The organism is Bacillus sp. SG-1 (genome assembly GCF_000181495.1).
GTDB lineage: Bacteria > Bacillota > Bacilli > Bacillales > Bacillaceae_B > Rossellomorea.
Window position 1 is genome coordinate 39,058 of record NZ_ABCF01000006.1, and the last position, 19,520, is coordinate 58,577.

Sequence of the window (19,520 nt, forward strand, 5' to 3'; positions counted from 1 at the left end):
ATAATAAAACACCCGAAAAGAATCCCTTTTCGGGTGTTTTATTACTGTTCTTCTTTCCAGAGGGAAAGCAATGGACCGCTGTTCCCATAGACTGGATCTTGGGACGGGAGGTCTACTTCCTTAATTTCAATTAACAGCTGTGTTCTTTCATTGTTCTCATCCGTTTTTAAATTATGATCCTTTCCATCAGGGTAGGCACCGGCAACCGTGAAATCTTGACTGGCCGTTAACCGTTTATGTCCGGTGCCGGCCGGCAGAACCACTACATCCCCTGGTTGGACCTCGACTTTTTTGCCGCTTTCACCACCGACAATCAATTCCGCAGTTCCACTGACCACCCCGAGAACCTCGTGAGTATTACTGTGAAAGTGGTGATAATCAAAAACCCCGCCCTGCCAGCTGTTTCGCCAGTTATGATCATTGAATACCTTCTCAGCTTTTTCAGGATCATCTTTAAAAACACCTTTATAAAACAGAACTGGCAAATCAGGATTGTTCGGAATTGATCCGCTCTCGTCAAAATACAAAGTGTCTACATCTTTGGTCTGCATGAACCATCCTCCTTTTCAGTATTCTATCAATTGGAATTCCCTAGGGGTGCTCCGGGTAAACTATATGTCCTATTGATTCCGCATTTATAGGAATAAGATCTTAGGTTGTTGAATAACTTTCTAAGTTGCCCCAAACCAGAAGAAGATGCTGTCGGTCCCTCATTTTTCAAGCTTTTCTCACTCGTAATACTTAAAAGCTCCAGCATTGCCAGGAACCTCTCCTTCCCTGTCACCCACCTATCCTTGAAAAATAAAAAAGCCGGGGAACCCCCCCGGCTTAAAATCAAATGTATTGAATTAATGCTTGAACAAACTCTTCAAGTTTGGCTTTATCGGTCTCATCAAATCTGCTTTTCTCCGGGCTGTCGATATCCAGGACGCCGATCACTTCGCCGTCTTTCATCATTGGAACGACAATTTCGGATTGAGATGCTGCATCACAGGCGATATGCCCTGGAAATGCATGGACATCATCGACCAGATAGGTTTTCTTATCTTTTACAGCTGAACCGCAAACGCCTCTTCCGACTGCAATTCGTACACAGGCAGGAAGTCCCTGGAATGGTCCGAGGACAAGCTCACCATCTTCCATAAGGTAAAATCCAACCCAGTTAATACGGTCTAAAAATTGATTAAGTAAAGCAGAAGCATTACTCAAGTTGGCGATACGATTGCTCTCTCCCTCTAACAGGGCGTGCAATTGTTTAATGACCAGGTCATAGTTTTCTTCGCGGGTACCTTGGTACATAGAAGTTTGAAACATGGAAATCCCTCATTTCTACAGAATGTGATGACAAAATCATAGATTCACCGTTTTCCTACAAGATTGGCAGGAAAGTGTCGAGAAATACATAAAGGAATATAGGCTGGAGCACCGAATTTTTATGTATTAACGGGTTTCACTATTTTCTAAAATAAGAGCTGTCCGAAAAACGGATTCTCTGATTAGCGGCAATCCTAATGAACCATTTTTAGCATATTTCCAAAAGTGAATCAACTAATAAATCCGAAAGTAGGGAGAACATGGCAAAACCAGCTGCGCAGGGCATGACGAAAGAAAATATCCTCTTATCTGCTGTTTCTCTGTTTAATACCAAAGGATACAATGGCACTTCCGTCAGGGATATTGCGAAAAAAGCTTCCGTTAACGCTGCAAACATTTCCTACCACTTTCATGGCAAACAAGGGCTGCTCGAATCCTGTTTCACCCGCTTTTTTGAGGCTTATCTAGAATGTCTTGAGGCTGAAGCCGATAAGTTGGATTTCACTCCTGCGGATGAATGCTTAAAGAGGGCTGTTTACAACATCCTGCAGTATCAGAGTGAAAACCACCTTCTGTCCCGCTTTGTCTGGAGGGAGGTTTCCATCGACTCGCAAGTCGTCCGTGAAATTATTTCTTCTTATCTAATGAAAGAACGTTACTTGTTGAAGCGGTTTTTTGAGGGAGTAAATGAACAAAACCGATTCACCTCGATGCCGGTGAGTATTTTTATCATCCAGCTGAAGTCGATGATTTCCATGCCATTCCTCAACAGCCAATATTTAAGGGAAGTCTGGCATGTATTCCCGCAGGAGCAATATTTTGTTGACCGGTATTTTACTTCCTTGGAGCAATGGATCGATCATTGCCTATTAGCAAGGCAGAACATACCGAGTCAATAGTTCATTCAAAGATCATGCGGTCTCTGCCTTGATTCAGGTCCTTCGCTTGATGTGCATCTGAGCCGTATACAAGTGGGATTCCCATTTCAAGAGCCTGCTTTGCAATTTCAGGCGGCGGATAGGAAACGCCGCAGCCTGTTTTAAAAAAGCCTGCCCCATTAAAATCAAGTTCCATTTTGCGCTTTGCGACCTCGTTTAGAATTGCGTTTATTTGCTGGACGAACGAGCCTGCCGGTGGGAAATCTTTTTTGAATTTATCGGCAAGAGTAATATGTCCGATTCGGTTCGGTTTATATTTTCCGAGATCAGCTTTAATCGATTTCAACACTGCAGCATAATAGGCTTGATGAATCCTGTCCACAGAGCCGTAAAGCTCAATCATTCTTCCGAAATTTTCTTTGCTGAAATCCAGGCAGTCATAAGTTCCTTCTTTCAATAAAAAGTGCACCGAAAGCAGGCTGTCATCCAGATGAGGTCCTATTGCGTTCAGAAACTGGGTTGTTTCTTCCTCATATCCTTCTATATAGTCTATTTCCAATCCCGTCTTAATCGTGATTATCCCTTTAAACTCTATCTTCAGGTTGGCAAGATCTTTGATATATTGCTCCAGGTATTCCATTTTCATCCCACTGTCACTATCAGGAACAGGGTCTTTGAAACCGGCGGGGAGAGGTGCGTGTTCCGTGAAAGTAATTTCCTCATACCCGAGCTGGATGGCCCTGTTTATATACTCATGAAATGTATCCTTCGTCCCATGGGGGCAGTATGGAGTATGAATATGTCCGTCAATTTTCATCAAATCCCTCGTTTCCTTTTACTGTCATATCCATTTATAATAGTAAAATATCAATAATTTTGTTGAATAGATAGACTTTTATAACAAAACTTCTATTCGAAGAGGAAAAATTGCAAATAAATCGTCAAAAAATGTCGTTATCATGGTATCATAATAAAAGCTATGATGTGAGATTTTACAGTTTTTACATAGAGCAGACCAAGTTATAGAAGCAGGGGGCTTACGATGGAATTTATCATCGGAGGAATTATACTTTTAATCATACTATTTATCATCGGTTATTTTATAAGACGAAAATATTATCACCATGTCGACCGTCTCGAATCCTGGAAGGTCGACATCTTGAACAGGCCCATTCTTGATGAACTGTCTAAAGTCAAGCAGCTTAACATGACAGGCCAGACGGAAGAACTCTTTGAAAAGTGGCGTAAAGGGTGGGATGACATTGTTACGGTCGACCTTCCAGAAGTGGAAGAACTGCTTTTTACCGCTGAAGAATACATTGACAAGTTCCGGTTTGGAACCGCTAAGGAAGTATTGGCTAAAATTGAAGCGATCTTGAATCAGACTGAAGATAAGATGGAGAGGATCCATTCTGAAGTCGAAGAACTGGTCGGAAGTGAAGAGAAGAACAGGCTTGAGATTGAAGAATTGAAAGAAGCCTTCCGAAAAAGCAAAAAGACTTTGCTTGCCCACCGCCATGCGTACGGCAAAGCAGCTTATGGGCTTGAAGCCAAGCTGGATGAAATGTCAGAGAAAATTGAAGACTTCAATAAACTTACTGAAGAAGGGAATTACCTTGAGGCCAGGGAGCTAGTTCTGGCATTGACAGCTGACACACAGGGTATCGTCGAAAAGATGGAAGCCATTCCTGATTTGCTAACAGAATGTCAAAGTTCTCTTCCGAATCAACTGAATGAAGTGGAAGCAGGATACAATGAAATGGAATCTCAAGGGTATGTCTTGAAACACCTTGGCATCAACACAGAACTCGCAAAGCTGCGCGAAGAGCTGGCAGCCTGCGTTGATTCGTTGGAAAAACTTCAAACAGATAAAGTGACAGAAGAAGTGAATGCTTTGAAAGAAAGCGTTGACCATTTGTATGACATGCTGGAAAAAGAAGTTCTGGCCAAGCACTTTGTTCTGCAAAATGAGGCGAAATCTACTGAGCTTCTTGAGACCGTCAAAGCTGCCAACAAAGAAATCAAGCAGGAAACAGAGTTTGTTCAGCAGGGCTATCACCTGCAGGATGAAGACTTGCAGATTCCTGTTCAATTGGAAAAGAAAATCAATACCCTGTTCAAACGTTTCCAGCAGCTTCAAGAAAAAGTCGTAGAAAACGATTCGGCTTATACCTTCCTGAGTGAAGAAATGCAGGATATCCAACAGCAGCTTGAAGTGATCAAAAACGAACAGAACACCTTCTCTGAACAGCTGCAGACCTTAAGAAAAGATGAAATTGAAGCGAAAGAAAAAGTTTCTGAGCTTAAGAGAAAAATCGGTGAAGCAAGCAGAATGATCTCGAAGAGCAATGTACCGGGATTACCTTCCGACTATAACGCGCTTCTCGAGGAAGCTTATAAGAATATCACCGACGTGGTTCGAGCGCTTGAAGAAAAGCCGCTCAATATGCCTGTCGTTCAAAAATATCTGGAAAAAGCAGTAGACACTGTTGAACATTTCCATAAAAAGACGGTAGATTTGATTGAGACGGTCCTGCTTGCTGAAAAGGTCATTCAATACGGAAACCGTTACAGAAGCCGGTATGGTGATGTTTCTCAAAGACTCGAAAAAGCAGAGTCGGCATTTAGAAGCTATGATTACAGAGACGCTCTTGAACAAGCCGCAACAGCCATTGAGGAAGTTGAGCCTGGGGCCATAAAAAGAATTGAAAGTTTAGTGAATGAAGAATTAAATGATTAATACGAAAAAATCCCGGACTGACTAACATCAGACCGGGATTTTCTTATGCTCTTGAACGCAAACTTGCAGACAAGAGGAAGCCGATGATGGCTCCTATTAATGCCGGCAGCAGCCAGCCAATACCCTCGTTGAAAAGCGGTAAAACACTTAGAATATCATTCAACTTTGAAAATTCAATCCCCGCTATTTTCAAACCGTCAATCAAACTGATAAGGAACGTTGGAATTAATGCTCCGATATACACACTGGAGTAACCGTTAAACCAGTTATGCATGAATGAAAGCAAAATCAGAACAATCGCCAATGGATAAATCACAATCAGGACCGGCAAGGATACGGAAATCAGCTGAGTCAGCCCAATGTTGGCAATAATCATACTGAATACACTGATAATGATGACCAGAATGCGGTACGAAACCGGCAAAAGTTTTGAAAAGTATTGTGCACATGCTGACACCAAGCCGATGGAAGTCGTCAAACAGGCAAAGGTGATGGCCAGCCCCAAAATAATAGTTCCGATTTGACCATACAGGTAATTCGCGGAACCAGCCAGGATTGCCCCCCCGTTGTCCTTCAGCCCTATGGCTTCCGTGCTTGTCGCCCCGATGAATCCGAGCGAAAGGTATACAAGTGCCAAGCCGGTGGCTGCAATGATACCGGCAAGGATACAAGCTTTAGTAATCGAAGCTTTTGATGTTATTCCTTTTTCTCTGACGGCATTGATGACGACTATGCCAAAGACGAGTGCAGCGATGGTGTCCATTGTCAGGTATCCTTCAAGGAACCCTTTGAAGACTGGACCATCATTATAGGATCCTGAAGGCGCCTGAAAATCGCCCATTGGTGAAAAGATGCTTCTGATGACCAATATTGTCAGGATTACAAGTAAAGCAGGAGTAAGAACCTTTCCAATCCTGTCCACAAGTTTAGCTGGATTCATTGCCAGCCATATGGTCAATCCAAAAAAGATGATGGTATAAATGAACAACGGCATTCCGTATTTGCTGATATCTTCGCCCAGGAAAGGGGTGACACCAATTTCATACGCAACCGTACCTGTCCGTGGAATCCCAAAGAAGGGACCAATTGCCAGATACATAATGACAGTAAACACGACCCCGTAAGCAGGACTGACTCTGCTTGCCAGCGTTTGGAGATCACCGCCTGTCCTGGCAATCGCAATGATTCCCAGCAAAGGAAGTCCGACACCGGTTATCAGGAACCCAAAGATACCTGTCCAGATATTCTCCCCCGCCTGCTGTCCCAAAAAAGGCGGAAATATCATATTGCCCGCTCCCAGAAACAGGGCGAACAGCATAAGACCAACCGTAACAATTAAATTAAATGACAGCGCTTTCTCTCTCATATAAATAACCCCCTAAAATACAAAGGTGAATCAAACCGTTTTATAGTAACACATAAATCGCGAATATTGTCGAAATAATTAAAAGTTAAAAAATTCAGTATATTGACATAACATATTAAATTTTCTTTATTATTTACACTCTTACAAAAATAGAGCAGCCATCCATGTAAGTCAAGGGTTTGAGGAAATGGAATGCATTATTCATGTAAACTATTTAAACCGTTTTTCCAAGCGAGATTACCGTGAATCCACATTCGGAAAATTTTGGGAGTGCACACGACCGCTTGGTGGGCACGGGAGGTATGGAACGTAAGGCTTTGAAGATTGATCGGACCAGCCAAAATTGAGTTAGTAAACAGTCTTAAAAAAGGAAAAGGGTATTATTATGTGTATCATGGTATTAAAGCAACACAGGTTTGATTGAAGCGGAAGGTGTGTGACCTCCTGCGGGAACAGCGGGACGTCTAGTTCCAGCGCCTAGCCCCTCGGGGTCAAATAACCCAGAGAGATTAAAAGGAAAGGTCGCCTTTTATTCTCTCCGGAACATTTGCCTGTCGGGGCTGACCAAGGCGCTTCCACTTTTGATGACAGGTGAGACTCCCATCCAGTTGCAGCGCCCGAGGTTACGTACCCACTGGAACGTAACCCAGCCCCTCGGGGTCAAATAACCCTCAGCGAATAAAAGGAAAGATCACCTTTTTTTCGCTGAGTAACATTTGCCTGTCGGGGCTGAACGGGGCGCTTCCTCTTTTTAAACAGGCGCAGCCGAGGAGGCCAATCTAGCTCTAGCGGCCAGCGCCTAGCAGATTTCTGTCTCTCTCCTTGCGAATCCAGCTGCAAGGCCCCAACGGCTAGCGGACTTCCCTGCCCCCTCCTTGCGATAAGTCAACATCAACTCACTGCGTTCGTTGTGTTTCCTTTATCTCATGCGGTGACAGTCCAGTCCGTACGCCGCTGAACGGGGCCTTTTCACTTTATATAGATAAGTCATCATCGAATCGCTCTGCTCTTCGTGATTCCTATATCTCATGCGAGAGCCCTAAAATCTGTACGGCGCTGAACGGCCGCTTACGCTTTTTAATTCACCGCCCGCCCCGCGGAGTCACGCACCTGAAGCGGAAATCAGGTTAACACTTATCTAGTGCACCAATGTTTCACCACTCTGCATTCTTCTGAGAGCAAAATGAGGTTGTTTTTGGCTTCCTGTAGGACCATTCAAATCCCCTAAAAATAAATCATCTAAACAAAGATGGAATTTTTTTAATAATGGATTTGTGATAGTATAATCTTTTGTAAACAATAGATTTTAACGTACTTTCAAACTGAACTTATCAGAAGGTGTAAATATATGATTTATTTTGATAACAGCGCAACGACGAAACCGTATAAAGAAGTTCTTCAAACCTTTTTGAAAGTGAATGAAGATTATTTTGCCAATCCTTCCTCAATCCATGCACTTGGTGGAAGAGTAGAGACATTGATCACCAAGTCAAGAAAGCAGGTTGCCAGTCTGCTGGAGATAAAGGAAACAGAAGTCTTTTTCACTTCGGGGGGGACGGAATCAAATAATCTTGCCTTAAAAGGGACCGCTTTACATTACCGTAATCGTGGCAGGCACATTATCACAACTGTGATCGAACATCCATCCATCATTGAAACATGCGAACAATTAAAGGAACTCGGTTTTGACATCACGTACCTGCCAGTCGATTCACATGGCAGTGTCCGGGTACAGGATGTGCTGGATGCCCTTAGAGATGATACGATTTTAGTCTCCATCATGCATGTGAATAATGAAGTGGGGAGTATTCAGCCGGTTGAAGCAATCGGAAAAGCATTGAAGTCCTATCCCAAAGTCATTTTTCATGTCGATCATATCCAGGGAATTGGCAAGGTTCCGCTTTCCTTCCATGAAGCAGGTATAGATTTATGCTCGATCTCCGGACATAAAATACATGGATTGAAAGGCACAGGCATGTTGTATATTAAGGAAGGATTAAAAATTTCACCATTGCTTTCAGGCGGTGAACAGGAAAGAAAAATCAGGAGTGGAACCGAGAATACCGGGGGAATCGTTTCCTTTGCTAAAGCCTTAAGATTACATTTTGAAAAGAGCGGCAAAGAACTTGAGTACATCCGTAAGCTTAATGCCTACCTTAGGGGGAAATTAAATCAAATAGACGGAATTACGATTCATTCACCTGCAGCAGGAGCGGCTCCACATATAGTGAACTTTTCGGTACAGGATATCCGGGGTGAAATATTCGTACACGCGTTAGAAGAGTTCAATATATACGTATCCACCACCAGTGCCTGTTCATCCAAAAAGAACATTCCTTCGCGGACATTGCAGGGGATGGGTGTGAATGAAAGCCTCCTTGATACATCTGTCAGGGTCAGCTTTTCATTTGAAAATACAAAAGAAGAAGTGGATGCATTCTGCAGTGCAATTGAAAAAGTGAAGAAAAATCTAGAGGAAACGACGAGGAGAAGAAAATGATTTATGATCAGATATTAGTCCGTTATGGAGAGATTTCAACTAAAGGACGCAACCGAAAAGCATTTACAAAAAAATTGAGAGAAAACATCCTCATGATGTTAAAAGACTTCCCTAATATAAAGATTAGTGCCACCCGTGATAGGCTTCATATCTATCTTAATGGCGAAAATGGGGAAGAAGTACTGAAGAAGCTGGAGAATGTATTTGGAATTCAATCCTACAGCCCTGTTGTAAAAACGGCAAAGGATATTGATGAAATAAAAGAAGCAGCCCTAACCCTTATGAAGAAAACACATATAGAAGGAAAGACATTCAAAGTATCTGCAAGAAGGGCTGATAAGACCTTTGAACTGGATACAAATGAAATTAACTATGCAGTGGGGTCCCATGTGTTAAAAAATACGGAAGGGTTAACGGTAGACGTGAAAAACCCTGATATTAAGCTGAATGTGGAAATCAGGAAAGAAGGTGCCTATCTTTCCAGTGAAGTTTATCCGGGAGCCGGAGGGATGCCTGCCGGAGCCAGCGGTAAAGCGATGCTGATGCTTTCCGGTGGATTGGACAGCCCTGTTGCAGGTTATTTAATCATGAAACGCGGGGTTGAAGTTGAAGCGGTACACTTCCACAGTCCCCCTTTTACAAGTGAAAGAGCAAAGCAAAAAGTCATAGACCTGGCAAAGTCATTATCTGCTTTTAGCGGAAGAATCAAGCTTCATGTTGTTCCATTCACGGAAATCCAGCAGACTGTCCATAATCAAGTCCCTGAAAACTATACGATGACATCCACACGAAGAATGATGCTGAGGATTACCGAGAAGTTGAGGCAGAAGCATGAAGGTCTGGGCATCGTCACCGGCGAAAGCCTCGGACAAGTGGCAAGCCAGACATTAGACAGCATGCTGGCCATTAATGAGGTTACGAACACTCCTGTCCTTAGGCCTCTGATTTCAGTGGATAAACTTGAAATCATTGATATTGCAAAAGAAATCGGAACACATGATATTTCCATCCTTCCATATGAAGACTGCTGTACAATCTTTACGCCGCCCGCGCCAAAAACAAAGCCAAAAAAGGAGAAAATCCAATACTATGAAAGCTTTGTTGATTTTGAGCCGCTAATAGATAAAGCTGTCGCCGATACGGAACTGCTGATCATCGACGGGGGAAGCCTGCAAACAGAAAACGATGAACTGGATGAATTGTTGTAATATTATTAGGAAGAATTACCAATAGGAAACTCGAATGAAGCCATGTGTTTTCGCACATTCTATACTCACAAGGAGGTGAAAGACACATGGCAAACAACAACAGTTCAAACCAACTAGTAGCTCCAGGAGCTCAACAAGCGATTGACCAAATGAAATTTGAAATCGCTTCTGAATTCGGTGTGCAACTTGGTGCAGATACAACTGCACGTGCTAACGGTTCTGTCGGTGGTGAAATCACTAAACGTTTAGTTCAAATGGCTGAACAACAAATCGGCGGAGGCTACCAACAATAATTCAACTAAATATAATGGCTACAAGGAGCGGGATTTCCCCCGCTCCTTTATTTTATTTCTGCGTCAAGAGCACGAACTTGTCCCGGGTTAACTGCAGGAAATCCTTCAGATTTAAAATAATATTAAAGTAATCAAAAGCTTTTGCGAAGATAGCTTTAGGTGCTTGGAATGTAACAAAACAAAAATTAAAATAAAGTTTTCTTATCCAAATCCATAGGAGCTTAAGAGTGTGCTCATGCCTTGTGGAGACTCGACTCCTGAAACGGAAACTGCGTTTTTTATCGACGGTTTTATTTCTATTTTTACCCTCTTAAATAGATTGAGACAAAATAACTTCAAATTAATTATTTTAAATATTATAAAAATTTAGTATAATATAACAGAATAACATCAAAGGGGGAGAAAATATGAGAAGAGAGGATTTACTTTCACCAGAAAGGTATAATCTAATCAGCGAAGTCGAGAAATTTGCAGGTGAACAAGGTAAGAAGGCAATAATATGGAAGAGTGAACAAGGGGAAGAGAAAGAAATTACATATGAAAATTTAATTAAGAATGCGAACAAAATTGGAAACGCATTCATAAATAACGGACTCGAAAAAGGCGATGTCGTCCTGGTTATGATTCCAAGGTTGATTGAGGCATACGAGACGTATGTCGCTGCGCTGAAAGCAGGAATGGTGGTTATCCCTAGTTCTGAAATGCTGCGAGCCAAAGACTTGAAATACAGAATTGAACATGGAGATGTCAAAGCGGTCGTTTGTTATGAGCCGTACACCGAGCAATTTGATGAGTTGGAAGAAAGTTCAGGACTTATGAAATTTGTGGTAGGGGCAGAAAAAGAAGGGTGGCTTTCGTTAGATTCACTAAAGAATGAGTCATCTGACGAGCTCGCACTTGCTGATACCGGCCGGGAAGATATGGCATTCCTTTCTTATACATCAGGAACAACAGGCAACCCCAAGGGAGTCGTTCATACACATGGATGGGCTTATGCTCACTTGCGTACAGCGGCGAAAAAATGGCTGAGCATCGAAGAGGGAGATACTGTATGGGCAACGGCAGGTCCCGGCTGGCAAAAATGGATCTGGAGTCCCTTCCTTTCTGTACTGGGTTCCGGGGCAACAGGACTTGTTTACCAAGGGAAATTCGAACCGGATACCTACCTGCAAATGCTTGAAGACTATCAGGTCAATGTGCTTTGCTGTACGCCTACTGAGTATCGTTTGATGGCCAAAGTCGATGACCTGGGCAAATACCATCTTCAACACCTGCATAGTGCTGTTTCTGCGGGAGAACCATTGAACAGGGAAGTCATTGATGCTTTTCAAAAGCATTTTAATGTAGATGTCAGGGACGGATATGGACAAACGGAAAATACACTGCTTGTCGGAATCATGAAAGGAATGGAATTGAAACCGGGCTCCATGGGAAAACCAACGCCTGGGAACCGAGTAGAAATCATAGATGAAGATGGCAAACCGTGCTCTCCTGGCGAAGTTGGGGATATTGCGGTTCATGTAGATACACCGGCACTGTTCAAAAATTATTATAAAGATCCTGAACGGACAGCTATGCAGTTTAGGGGAGATTATTATATTACCGGGGATAAAGCGAAAAAGGATGAGGATGGATATTTCTGGTTTGAAGGCAGGGGAGATGACATTATCATCAGTTCAGGGTATACCATTGGACCATTTGAAGTGGAAGACGCACTTGTCAAACATCCATCGGTGAAAGAATGTGCTGTTGTGGCAAGCCCTGATGAAGTCAGAGGAAATATCGTCAAAGCCTTTGTCGTGTTGAGGGACGGAGTGAGCCCGGAAGATCCCGACCTGGTGAAAAGCCTTCAGGATCATGTGAAGGAATTGACGGCACCTTACAAATATCCGAGAAAGATTGAATTCATTGAAGAGCTGCCGAAAACGACTTCAGGAAAGATCAGAAGAATAGAGCTGAGACAGAACGAAAGAAAGACTGTACAAAAGTAAACGGAGTCCTTAGATTTTTTAGAGTGCTGTACCCCGCAGGAGGAGCGGGGTACAGTTTTTTTAATTTAGGGGGATGATGCTTCGCGCATACGGACCGAGGTAAATCATATTGAAATTTTGTTGGAATGAAGTCCTCGTCAGGGGAGTGGGGTACATCCTAATATAGTTTGGTACATCAAATCAAGGTGGTCCACGCAATAATGCCCTAATAAAATTAGAATTGGTACATCAAATCAAGGTGGTTAACGTAATGATGCCCTAATAAAATTAGAATTGGTACATCAAATCCAGGTGGTCCACGTAATGATGTCCTAATAAAGTCAGAATTGGTACATCAAATCAAGGTGGTCCACGCAATGATGTCCTAATAAAGTCAGAATTGGTACATCAAATCAAGGTGGTCCACGTAATGATGTCCTAATAAAGTCAGAATTGGTACATCAAATCAAGGTGGTCCACGCAATGATGTCCTAATAAAGTCAGAATTGGTACATCAAATCAAGGTGGTTCACGCAATGATGTCCTAATAAAGTCAGAATTGGTACATCAAATCAAGGTGGTCCACGCAATGATATCCTAATAAAATTAGAATTGGTACATCAAATCAAGGTGGTCCACGCAATGATGTCCTAATAAAGTCAGAATTGGTACATCAAATCAAGGTGGTCAACGTAATGATGTCCTAATAAAGTCAGAATTGGTACATCACATCAAGGTAGTTCACGCAATGATGTCCTAATAAAGTCAGAATTGGTACATCAAATCAAGGTGATCAACGTAATGATGTCCTAATAAAATTAGAATTGATACATCAAATCAAGATGATCAACGCAATGATGTCCTAATAAAGTCAGAACTGGTGCATTAAATAAAGGATGTCCCGCGCAGGCGCGGGACATCCTTTAAAATTTTTCACGAGATGATATCAGCGCTGTATGAACGCCGACTCCCTCATTAGCTGATATTTCTGAAAACGAAATGCTTTAAAGTGTTAAAGCGATATAGTAAAATAAAATAGGCCGAAATAAGACGGGAGTGGCTCCCGGACTTGATAGAGCGGCGGGACGTGTTTCCGCCCTGTATGGGAAAACCTCTATCAGGACGTTGAGCCAGTCCTTTTTTGTATAGATTACAATCAGGACAAGGAGTTTTTCAGATGGGTACTTTATGGTATAACGGAACGTTTTATACAATGACGGAAGAAGGCGCAGCAGCCGATGCCGTTTTTACAGAGAATGGTGTTATTAAAGGGGTTGGCTCCGTACAAGAAATGGAATCTAGATTTGCAGATGCTGTTGCGCAACGAGTCGATATGCAGGGGAACACGGTTTTCCCTGGATTTGTCGACAGTCATATGCATCTTATCGGACATGGTGAAACATTGATTCGATTGGACCTTTCGAAAATGAATACCAAAGCAGAAGTTTTGAAGTCAGTAAAAGAAAAAGCTGAAAATACGCCGGAAGGCATCTGGGTTATCGGAGAAGGATTCAATGAGAATCTCTGGGAAAACAGTGAGGTCATCACTAGACAGGAAATTGATGAAGTTGTGTCCGACAAGCCGGTCCTGCTTAAACGGATCTGCCGACATGCCATGGTTGCCAACTCGAAGGCGTTGGAGCTGGCAGGAATTTATGAAAGTACAGAAAATCCTGCAGGCGGTGTCATAGAAAGAAATGAAAAAGGCGAGTTGAATGGGGTATTGAAGGATACTGCACAGGATATCCTTGTTGATGCCCTCCCATCACCGACAGGCGAGTATTTGGAGGAAGCATTGACAAAAGCAATTGAGAACTGCTGGAGACTTGGACTTGTCGGAGGGCATACGGAAGATTTGAGTTATTACGGCAACTTCGAGAAAACCTACAAAACCTTTTTGAATGTCATTGAGGAAGGCGGCAAGAAGTTCCGATCACATTTGCTTGTCCATCAAGCAGTAATCGATGATTGGAAAGAAGCTGGGTTTACTTTTATGGACGGAACGCCCCTGGTGGAATTTGGAGCTATGAAAATTTTTGCCGATGGTGCACTTGGAGGAAGAACCGCGTTGCTGAGCCATCCGTATAGTGACGATCCTTCTACCAATGGTGTAGCCATCCATTCACAGGAAAAACTGACGGAACTGGTGAAAAAAGCAAGAGAGTACCAGCTTCCAATTGCCGTGCACACAATTGGTGACCAGGCATTTGAAAACGTGCTGGATGTAGTCGAGGAATATCCAACTTACAATGGCCGAAGGGACCGCTTTATTCATGCTCAGTTGTTGCGCAGAGAATTGATTGACAGGATAAAGGGCCTTCCCCTTATTCTCGATATTCAGCCAAGGTTTGTCCCTTCAGATTTTCCATGGGTGATCGAGCGTGTCGGGGAAGAAAATATGGAATACAATTATGCTTGGAAAACCTTATTGGACGAGGGGATCCATTGTGCGGGGGGATCTGATGCCCCGATTGAGCCGGTAGATCCGTTACTCGGAATTCATGCTGCTGTCACAAGAACCAATCCATTGGATCCGGAAAAAACGGTCTATATGGAAGAGCAAAGGTTATCGATGTATGAAGCGGTTTCCTTATTCACAAAAGGCAGTGCTTATGCGTGCCATCATGAGCATGATCACGGGATGATCAAAGAAGGATACAAAGCCGATTTCACTGTCCTTCCTAAAGATCTCTTCCAGGTAGATGCCGACGAACTGCTTGATATGGAAGTGGAGATGACGGTCGTGGACGAAACCGTTGTTTACAAAAAAGCTTGAAAAAGTGAAGGTGCCGTTTAACCAGGCACCTTCTTTTGGTGTAAACACAATTTTCAGATTGCCCTTTGGGAGGAACCGATATATAATGAAATTATTTCGAGAGTAGAAATAGTTTTGAAAGGGGTGGCCGGCATTAAGACAGAAGAACAAGCTGGTATTCTGTATACGGCATTTTCCTATTTTCTATGGGGACTCTTGCCGATTTATTGGAAGTTGCTGAATCATGTACCGGCAGATGAAATATTAGCAAACAGGATATTCTGGTCATTCTGGTTTATGATTGTCGTTTTAATCGTCATCAAAAAGTTCCCTGCTTTCTGGGATATGATAAAGGGAATGATGAACACAAAGAAGAAGCTTGCTGCATTGGCAACCGCCTCTCTTCTTGTCAGCGCAAACTGGTTTATTTACATCTGGGCGGTCAACACCGATCAGATGGTTGAAGCAAGTCTCGGGTACTATATCAATCCGCTTGTGAGTGTCTTGCTTGGAGTTTTCATTTTAAGAGAAAAAATGACGAAAGCTCAGGTGGTTTCTTTCATATTGGCAGCTATAGGGGTCATTGTTCTGACTGCTTCTTACGGAAGATTCCCTTGGATTGCCATTGGGCTTGCAGTTTCCTTTGGTCTGTACGGATTGGCAAAAAAACTGATCAAAGTGGATTCGGATATCGGTTTGACGCTGGAAACCATGACCACAGCGCCATTTGCCCTTATCTACCTGATCTATTTGTCTTCTAAAGGAGATATTTCTTTGTTTCAGTTTTCAGCAGGAACTGATTTGCTATTGATTGGCGCAGGTGCCGTAACGGCTGTACCGCTTCTCTATTTTGCCAAAGGGGCGCAACGAATTCCTTTATATATGGTAGGGTTTCTGCAGTACATCGCTCCGACCCTTACATTGATTTTAGGGGTATTCCTCTATGGAGAGCCTTTTACTCAGACTCATCTGATTGCATTCACTTTCATTTGGTCAGCATTGACGATTTTCTCTGTTTCAAGAATGAAGAGGGTGAAGCGAAAAACGAAAACCCAGGAAAAATGTGCATAGCTGGAACTGAAGCTGGCAGCCTTGATGGCTGTCGGCTTTTTGATTTTTTCTTCTGTGGGGTAATTGGTAATGATATGGTAGTATTAAGTGGCGGAATATTCACTCATTGAGAAGCTTCATAGGAATGCAAAAGGAGGGGACAACATGCAAAGCCTGGTGGCGGAATTTTGGTGGCATCTTTTTATCATCATAGGAAGTTTTAGCCTGATCCTTTTTATAGTTAATATCATTCTAAGAAATTACTTCAGGGTACAAAAGAAAAAGTTTTTCTCTTATAATCATGTAAATGAGAAACATAAAAAAATTGAGTGGAGAATAAGGTGGTCCTTTCTTGTATTGTTGCTCATCACGAGCTTCATAAATATCTTTTTGGCGGAAGAAAGACTCTGGTATTTAGAAACACATATCCTTCTCATCCCTTTTATCATTGCGCTTGAAGTGACCAGGGCGGTAATGGAAAAGAAGCATGCTGATAATGAAAATGATTATAAATTCACCCTTGCTCAACTTGGATTTATACTGATTTTACTAGTAGTGATGGATATATATTTTTTTAATTATTATGCGCTTTCAAGTGAATAATCTGTTACATAAGAAAGAAGCCTGTCCGTCAGGCTTCTTTTCACTTTTCCCCTTTAAGGCTTGTTTGCTCGTCTTAATGATGGATAGTTCCTACAAAAACGTTCTTTTTACTTTCTCCCAGAAGGAGTTGTCTTTCAGTTTAACGGTTTTGATTTTATCTTCACTCAGTCCAAAGACGACTTGTTTCACGTGCTGAATACCGACGGCCTCGTTATCCATTCCCATTGAAGGGTAGTCATTGCCGTCCTGCACGACTTCCAGTTTCAGTTTGCGGTCCCCGCTTAAAATAAAGGAAGATCCGAGCGTGCGGTAACGGTTGTTGTTCAACGATGCAAGCTCGCTGACCTGCAGGCAAGGGAGCATCGGGTCCACGACCGCTCCGTTTACTGATTTATTGTAAGCGGTACTGCCTGTTGGTGTGGCGATGACCATGCCGTCTCCTCTAAATGTCTCAAAGTGAAGGTCATCGATATGTACCTCGATTACGAATGTTTTGATGATTCCAGAACGGATACTGAATTCATTCAGGCACTTGAAGGTTGCTTGATCATCAATGGTTACATCAATGGTCGGGTAACGGCGGACTTCGATTTCTTCTTCTGTCATTGCCTTTATCATCTTGTCGGTATCATCAATGTGGAAGTCACAATACATGCTTAAGCTGCCGGTTGTAGAAATACCGGCATACAGGCAATCCTGGCGGAACCCTGTAGTACGGACAGCCTGCAGAAATGCACCGTCTCCTCCGATACTTACAATAATGTTTGCCTCTTTTTCGTTCTTAACAACATTAAAGCCATACTCCTCGGCAAGGCGTGATAGCTCTTCGGCCTGCTGGAGTGTTTCTTTATCTTTTAGTGTGTAAAAATATAAGTTTCGTCTTTCATTCATGTTTATGCCTCCTCAAAAATTAATCAGTAATTTTGCCTGAATTTTTCCAATCACGTTAGATTTTGCTAGAATAATGATTATATGCAATTTGCTGCTGCTCTTGGTGATTTTCTTTGAGGTACATTCTGTGAGACGCGATGCAGTTTGCATGCATCATTATTTTATCATGATAGTGAAACTTTATGATAGTGAAGCACGTATTCAATCATGAAGAGAAGAAGAGGAGGAAAATGTATATGAGTGGAAAACGTTGGACAGCACTCGCAATTGCTGCCGGCCTATTCATTTTTTCGGTTGTGGCCAATTTTGCGAGTTCAGCCATGACGGGTGATTTTGATAAGGCGTTTGAAGATATGTTTGCAGGGGCGGAAAATCCTTTTACTGAGGAGGTTATAGAAGAGGGCTCTGCTGCGAAAAGAATTGCCGTTTTGGAAGTTGAAGGCGTCATTCAGGATGTGAATACGGCGACGTCGATTTTTGAAAGTCCGGGGTACAATCACGAGCTATTCATGGAACAATTGAGGAGAGTCCAGGAAGATGACAGCATCCGGGCAGTGATCTTAAAAGTGAACTCCCCTGGCGGCGGTGTAGTGGAAAGTGCCCAAATCCACGAAAAGCTTGTTGAAATACAGGAAGAAGCCAAGAAGCCGATCTATGTTTCTATGGGCTCAATGGCTGCTTCCGGCGGTTATTATATTGCAGCACCTGCAGAGAAAATCTTCGCCAGCAGAGAAACACTCACGGGTTCACTGGGTGTCATCATGCAAAGCATCAATTACTCTGAACTGGCGGAAAAATACGGTGTTGATTTTGTCACCATCAAAAGCGGGCCGCATAAAGACATCATGAGCCCTACAAGGGAAATGACAGAAGAGGAGCGGGAAATCCTTCAATCCATGGTCAATAACTCTTATGAAGGGTTTGTGGATGTCATCGCTCAAGGGCGTGGAATGTCCGAGGATCAAGTAAAGAAGATTGCAGATGGCCGGGTCTATGATGGTATCCAGGCAAAGGAAATCAATTTAATTGATGATTTTGGCTATATTGAAGATGTGATCGCGCAAATGAAGAAGGACCTTAAGCTTGAGGATGCGCAGGTCATCGAGTATACAAATGACGGCGGCTTTGCTTCTCTATTGGATATGGGAGCCAAAAGGCTGGCTGGTGGAGATATCGAAGCGGCAGCCTTGATGAAAATATTATCTCAGCCTAATTCACCGCGTCTGATGTATCTCTATGCGGAATAACTTAAGAGGAGGTACCGTTCATGAGCGACATGAGTAATCACGAAGAAATCATGACAACCCAACAGGATAAGGAAGAGAACGTTTTTGAATTAGGCGGCTTCTGGATGAGATTTTGGGCCTATCTCCTGGATCTGGTCGTTATCTCCAGCATAGGCAGGCTGATTGTCTACCCTATCTTCAGAGCCCTTGACCTATCTTTGGTAAAAGATGATCTGTTCGCCCCGATATCGATTTTAAGCTCCATCATCTTTTATGGTTATTTTGTTTTGATGACCAAGTATTTTGGGCAGACTCTGGGAAAAATGGCTTTTGGATTGAAGGTCATAGAGTTGGATGGAAAACCGTTGAAATGGGGAACCGTCATCTTTAGGGAATTGATAGGCAGATTCATTTCTGCGAGCATCTTAATTTTATATATCGTCGTAGCGTTCACGAATAAAAAGCAGGGGATCCATGACTTGTTTGCGGATACAACTGTCATTCGTGAGAAGCGGGCGGCGGTGTATAGACCGGTGAGTGCTCAGGGGTAGATTTTCAGCAGCGCTTTTATGAGACATGCTGCGTGATGGAAAACGGGAAAGTAGTCCTGTGAAGCGGCCATGAGACACCCAAAGTGGAGAAAAAGCGGGAAAGTGGTCCTATGGATCGTTTATGAGACACTCTAAGCTGTGAAAAAGTGGCAAAGTGGTCTTATGAAGCAAGTGG

Annotated in this window: 16 protein-coding genes; 11 read left to right on the forward strand and 5 right to left on the reverse strand. The window is 42.8% G+C overall.

Annotated elements, in window-relative coordinates; genetic code table 11:
* Positions 1 to 41: 41 nt before the first annotated feature.
* Together BSG1_RS06335 and BSG1_RS06340 are read right to left on the reverse strand one after the other, a co-directional pair.
* The gene (locus tag BSG1_RS06335; RefSeq protein ID WP_006836125.1) at positions 42 to 551 is read right to left on the reverse strand and encodes a cupin domain-containing protein; all 510 of its coding nucleotides are present in this window, start codon (positions 549 to 551) and stop codon (positions 42 to 44) included.
* Between the two features lie 283 nt (positions 552 to 834).
* Positions 835 to 1,314, reverse strand: a complete 480-nt coding sequence (locus tag BSG1_RS06340; RefSeq protein ID WP_044022510.1) for a GAF domain-containing protein — start codon at positions 1,312 to 1,314, stop codon at positions 835 to 837.
* 260 nt (positions 1,315 to 1,574) lie between these two features.
* Between BSG1_RS06340 and refZ the strand changes: the two genes are divergently transcribed.
* Positions 1,575 to 2,213: a forespore capture DNA-binding protein RefZ gene (refZ, locus tag BSG1_RS06345; protein ID WP_006836128.1), complete on the forward strand. Its 639-nt coding sequence runs from the start codon at positions 1,575 to 1,577 to the stop codon at positions 2,211 to 2,213.
* A 1-nt stretch (position 2,214) separates the two neighbouring features.
* Here refZ and hisJ read toward each other — a convergent pair whose 3' ends face one another.
* Complete coding sequence (gene hisJ, locus BSG1_RS06350; protein ID WP_006836129.1) at positions 2,215 to 3,009, reverse strand: histidinol-phosphatase HisJ; 795 nt, start codon at positions 3,007 to 3,009, stop codon at positions 2,215 to 2,217.
* A 225-nt stretch (positions 3,010 to 3,234) separates the two neighbouring features.
* Here hisJ and ezrA point away from each other — a divergent pair, with 225 nt between their 5' ends.
* Positions 3,235 to 4,932, forward strand: coding sequence for a septation ring formation regulator EzrA (ezrA, locus tag BSG1_RS06355; RefSeq protein WP_006836130.1), 1,698 nt, complete (start codon positions 3,235 to 3,237; stop codon positions 4,930 to 4,932).
* A 43-nt stretch (positions 4,933 to 4,975) separates the two neighbouring features.
* Here the strand turns inward: ezrA and brnQ are convergent, their stop codons facing one another.
* Positions 4,976 to 6,298 carry a branched-chain amino acid transport system II carrier protein gene (gene brnQ / locus BSG1_RS06360; protein WP_006836131.1) on the reverse strand — a complete coding sequence of 441 codons (1,323 nt, stop codon included), beginning with the start codon at positions 6,296 to 6,298 and terminating at the stop codon, positions 4,976 to 4,978.
* Positions 6,299 to 7,646: 1,348 nt separating this feature from the next.
* Here brnQ and BSG1_RS06370 point away from each other — a divergent pair.
* The 7 genes from BSG1_RS06370 (at position 7,647) to BSG1_RS06400 (ending at position 16,677) form a co-directional block, all read left to right on the forward strand.
* Positions 7,647 to 8,798, forward strand: a complete 1,152-nt coding sequence (locus tag BSG1_RS06370) for a cysteine desulfurase family protein (protein WP_006836132.1) — start codon at positions 7,647 to 7,649, stop codon at positions 8,796 to 8,798.
* Positions 8,795 to 10,006 carry a tRNA uracil 4-sulfurtransferase ThiI gene (gene thiI / locus BSG1_RS06375; protein ID WP_006836133.1) on the forward strand — a complete coding sequence of 404 codons (1,212 nt, stop codon included), beginning with the start codon at positions 8,795 to 8,797 and terminating at the stop codon, positions 10,004 to 10,006. Before BSG1_RS06370 ends, thiI begins: the two co-directional genes overlap by 4 nt.
* Positions 10,007 to 10,092: 86 nt before the next feature.
* A complete protein-coding gene (locus BSG1_RS06380; protein ID WP_006836134.1) occupies positions 10,093 to 10,299 on the forward strand; it encodes an alpha/beta-type small acid-soluble spore protein in 207 nt (68 codons plus the stop codon).
* Between the two features lie 407 nt (positions 10,300 to 10,706).
* Positions 10,707 to 12,290, forward strand: coding sequence for an acyl-CoA synthetase MbcS (gene mbcS / locus BSG1_RS06385; RefSeq protein WP_006836135.1), 1,584 nt, complete (start codon positions 10,707 to 10,709; stop codon positions 12,288 to 12,290).
* A gap of 1,156 nt (positions 12,291 to 13,446) precedes the next feature.
* Positions 13,447 to 15,045 carry an amidohydrolase gene (locus BSG1_RS06390; RefSeq protein WP_006836136.1) on the forward strand — a complete coding sequence of 533 codons (1,599 nt, stop codon included), beginning with the start codon at positions 13,447 to 13,449 and terminating at the stop codon, positions 15,043 to 15,045.
* Positions 15,046 to 15,159: 114 nt separating this feature from the next.
* Entirely contained in the window at positions 15,160 to 16,095 is a 936-nt protein-coding gene (rarD, locus tag BSG1_RS06395) for an EamA family transporter RarD (protein ID WP_006836137.1), read from the forward strand.
* A gap of 144 nt (positions 16,096 to 16,239) precedes the next feature.
* Positions 16,240 to 16,677, forward strand: coding sequence for a DUF4181 domain-containing protein (locus BSG1_RS06400; protein ID WP_044022512.1), 438 nt, complete (start codon positions 16,240 to 16,242; stop codon positions 16,675 to 16,677).
* 90 nt (positions 16,678 to 16,767) lie between these two features.
* Here the strand turns inward: BSG1_RS06400 and BSG1_RS06405 are convergent, their stop codons facing one another.
* Positions 16,768 to 17,568, reverse strand: coding sequence for an NAD kinase (locus BSG1_RS06405; RefSeq protein ID WP_006836139.1), 801 nt, complete (start codon positions 17,566 to 17,568; stop codon positions 16,768 to 16,770).
* 182 nt (positions 17,569 to 17,750) lie between these two features.
* On the opposite strand from BSG1_RS06405, the gene sppA reads away from it, so the two are divergent.
* Together sppA and BSG1_RS06415 are read left to right on the forward strand one after the other, a co-directional pair.
* Positions 17,751 to 18,815: a signal peptide peptidase SppA gene (sppA, locus tag BSG1_RS06410; RefSeq protein WP_006836140.1), complete on the forward strand. Its 1,065-nt coding sequence runs from the start codon at positions 17,751 to 17,753 to the stop codon at positions 18,813 to 18,815.
* A 20-nt stretch (positions 18,816 to 18,835) separates the two neighbouring features.
* Complete coding sequence (locus tag BSG1_RS06415) at positions 18,836 to 19,345, forward strand: RDD family protein (protein ID WP_006836141.1); 510 nt, start codon at positions 18,836 to 18,838, stop codon at positions 19,343 to 19,345.
* Positions 19,346 to 19,520: the final 175 nt, after the last annotated feature.